The organism is Rahnella perminowiae (genome assembly GCF_019049755.1).
GTDB lineage: Bacteria > Pseudomonadota > Gammaproteobacteria > Enterobacterales > Enterobacteriaceae > Rahnella > Rahnella perminowiae.
This window is the reverse complement of record NZ_JAFMOS010000255.1, coordinates 1-2927: the sequence shown is the minus strand read 5'-3', so window position 1 is coordinate 2927 and position 2927 is coordinate 1. Positions and strand designations below refer to the sequence as shown.

Here is a 2927-nt window from a genome sequence, read left to right as displayed (position 1 = left end):
GCCCGGCGGGGCTTTTCTTATGCTAAGACATGATGTAAACCTCCCCACCGTATTGCGGTGAGGAGGAAAGATCTTATTTCATGCTGGCCACAATCGTTTCAACATTATGCTTAAATGCCTTCACGTACGTTGTCGCGGGTCCCTGCGGACCGGACAATGCTTCAGGGTACAACTCACCGCCGGGTACAGCCCCGCTGGCTGCAGCGATCTGCTTAACCAGTCGCGGGTCGGTCTGATTTTCGATGAAGTAAGTTTTCACTTTCTCCGCTTTAATCTGCTTAATCAGAGAAGCCACTCCGCTGGCACTGGCTTCAGCTTCAGTAGAAAATCCAACAGGCGCCATAAAGCTGACATGATATTCCTGACCAAAATATCCGAAGGCATCATGGCTGGTCAGCACTTTACGTTTTGACTGCGGAATACCGGCAAATTCAGTTTTTGCCCACGCATCCAGCTTTTGCAATTGTTCAATATAGGCAGCGCCGCGCTGACGGAAATAATCCGCATCTTCCGGATCCGCTTTGATCAGTGCATTCATCACGTTAGTGGCATAAATCACGCCATTTGCCATACTGTTCCAGGCGTGTGGATCGGTGATCTGCTTACCGTCTTCTTCCATTTTACGGGAATTTACGCCTTTCGATGCTGTCACCAGATGTCCCTTATAACCCGACGCCGTCACCAGGCGATCGATCCACCCTTCCAGCCCCAGGCCGCTGACAAACACGACATCAGACGCATTGATCGCTTTGCTGTCTTTGGGTGAAGGTTCAAAGCTGTGCGGATCACCGTCCGGCCCGACTAACGTCGTGACTTTCACATGATCACCTCCGACTTCCTGCACGATATTCCCAAGAATTGAAAAACTGGCTACCGCATCGATGGTTTTCGCCATTGCCAGCGGGCTCGACAGCAGGGCAGCTACTGCGAGTGATACAGGTAATACTTTCATCATGTCCCCTTAATTGTGGTACTGCTGCTTAATTTCGCGAAGCTGTTAACATCCCGCCCCGCTTTCCAAATAAAACCGAAATAAAGAAGATAACCGTTGCACTCAGGACAATCGCGGGCCCGGCGGGCAGCGAGGCATAATAAGACCAGATAAGGCCTACGACGCTGGCAATCACACCAATGATCATCGCACTCAGTAAGGTATGAGGAAGGTCACGGGCCCAGAAACGGGCACTGGCAGCAGGTAACATCATCAGCCCCACAGACATCAGAGTGCCGAGGATCTGGAAACCCGCCACCAGATTGAGTACCACCAGCGCCAGGAAAATGCCGTGGATTGCTGCCAGCCATTTCCCGGCACTGACGCGCAGAAACAGCGAATCAAATGACTCAATGACCAGTGCGCGGTAGATGCATGCCAGTACAACTAAAGAAAGGCTGGTGATAATGCCGACCATGATCATGGCGGAGGAATCGATGGCAAGAATTGAGCCGAACAGCACATGTAAAAGGTCAACGCTCGAGCCGCGCAGGGAAACCAGCGTGACCCCCAGCGCCAGAGAGCCCAGATAGAAACCAGCGAAACTGGCGTCTTCTTTTAATTGCGTACGGCGGCTCACCAGTCCGGATAACATCGCAACAGCAAGGCCTGCGATAAAACCGCCAATCCCCATAGCGACCAGCGACATTCCCGAGAGCAGATAGCCAATCGCCGCGCCAGGCAAGACAGCATGCGACAGTGCATCTCCCACCAGACTCATCCGGCGTAATAACAGGAAAACACCCAATGGCGTGGCGCTGATTGATAATGCGATACAGGCAATTAAAGCCCGGCGCATAAAGCCGAATTCAATAAAAGGGTCAGCAAGCAAATGAAAAAGCATCATGAATTCGCGACTCCCGTCGTCAGGGAGAAAGGTTCTGTCGAAATGCAGGCATGTGCCTGATGAGGGAAATGCCCGAGGACATCCGGCGTGCTTCCCCATAAATTCTGCTGCGCACTGAGATAAAGCACATGTGGAAAGTGCCGGGCAACCATCGAAATATCATGCAAAACCGCAATGACAGTTTTGCCTTCCCGATGCCATTGCGCGATAACTTTTAGCAGTAAATCAGTGGTTTGAGTGTCGATACCCGTGAACGGTTCATCGAGCATAATGAGAGGTGCCTGTTGAACCAGTAAGCGGGCAAACAACGTACGTTGTAATTGCCCGCCGGAAAGCAATCCTACAGGCAGGTGCGACATTTCCTTCATGCCCACCGTATGCAGTGCATTATCGACGGCTGTCGCTGACTGTCGGTTTATGCCACCGAATAGCCCGCTTTGCGGCCAACATCCCATTGCAACCAGGTCAAATACACTGATAGGGAAACCGCGATCCAACTCAGCCTGCTGCGGTAAATACGCCAGCCGGGGACGTTTCCCGCCAGTAAAAGTAATATTCCCTGCAACAGCCTGCTGCAAACCGGCCAGTGTTTTGAGAAAGGTGGATTTTCCTGCACCGTTGGCACCGATAACTGCCGTCAGGGAACCAGAACAGAACTGTCCGTTTAGCGGCATGGCTACTGCCAGACGGTCATACCCCACTTCGACATTGTTAACAAAAATCATGGTAATGAAATTGCCCAGTAGATAGCTGCCCATAAAACAGCGAGCACAGCCAGTACAACAATGCAGCGTACCGGCGAAGAAAGTGTAAACAGTGTTTTTGTCATGCGCCCTCCGAAAAGTTATAATATAACATCACAATAAAGCCTCGGTATCAATACAGGAACTGTTTCAGTTTTTTACGGGTACAGATGCAACCGGAGATCTTCGAAGGACGAGGCCCCGGAGTGTAAAAAAAAAGTAAAAAATGATGAGCGAGTTGCAATCCACTTTATAATCAGCAGGTTATGGAATTTTGCTTTAGAATTTTTTTTCTTCCCTCAAAACACATCCTGAGGAAAGTATGCGATAATGAAAAGGAATACGG

3 protein-coding genes are annotated in these 2927 nt (G+C 50.5%); all 3 read right to left on the bottom strand.

The window, feature by feature from the left end:
- Positions 1-73: 73 nt before the first annotated feature.
- The 3 genes from J1785_RS01940 to J1785_RS01930 are packed head-to-tail and all read right to left on the bottom strand — an operon-like array spanning position 74 to position 2563.
- Positions 74-952, bottom strand: coding sequence for a metal ABC transporter substrate-binding protein (locus J1785_RS01940; protein ID WP_129992124.1), 879 nt, complete (start codon positions 950-952; stop codon positions 74-76).
- Between the two features lie 28 nt (positions 953-980).
- Positions 981-1838 carry a metal ABC transporter permease gene (locus J1785_RS01935; protein WP_217139370.1) on the bottom strand — a complete coding sequence of 286 codons (858 nt, stop codon included), beginning with the start codon at positions 1836-1838 and terminating at the stop codon, positions 981-983.
- Positions 1835-2563: a metal ABC transporter ATP-binding protein gene (locus J1785_RS01930; RefSeq protein WP_205951586.1), complete on the bottom strand. Its 729-nt coding sequence runs from the start codon at positions 2561-2563 to the stop codon at positions 1835-1837. The genes J1785_RS01935 and J1785_RS01930 overlap by 4 nt, the downstream gene beginning before the upstream one ends.
- Between the last annotated feature and the right edge of the window lie 364 nt (positions 2564-2927).

Bases quoted from the DNA above. Each gene is read 5' to 3' on its own strand.
- J1785_RS01940 (WP_129992124.1), bottom strand. From the start codon at position 952: ATGAAAGTATTACCTGTATCACTCGCAGTAGCTGCCCTGCTGTCGAGC.
- J1785_RS01930 (WP_205951586.1), bottom strand. From the start codon at position 2,563: ATGATTTTTGTTAACAATGTCGAAGTGGGGTATGACCGTCTGGCAGTA.
- J1785_RS01935 (WP_217139370.1), bottom strand. From the start codon at position 1,838: ATGATGCTTTTTCATTTGCTTGCTGACCCTTTTATTGAATTCGGCTTT.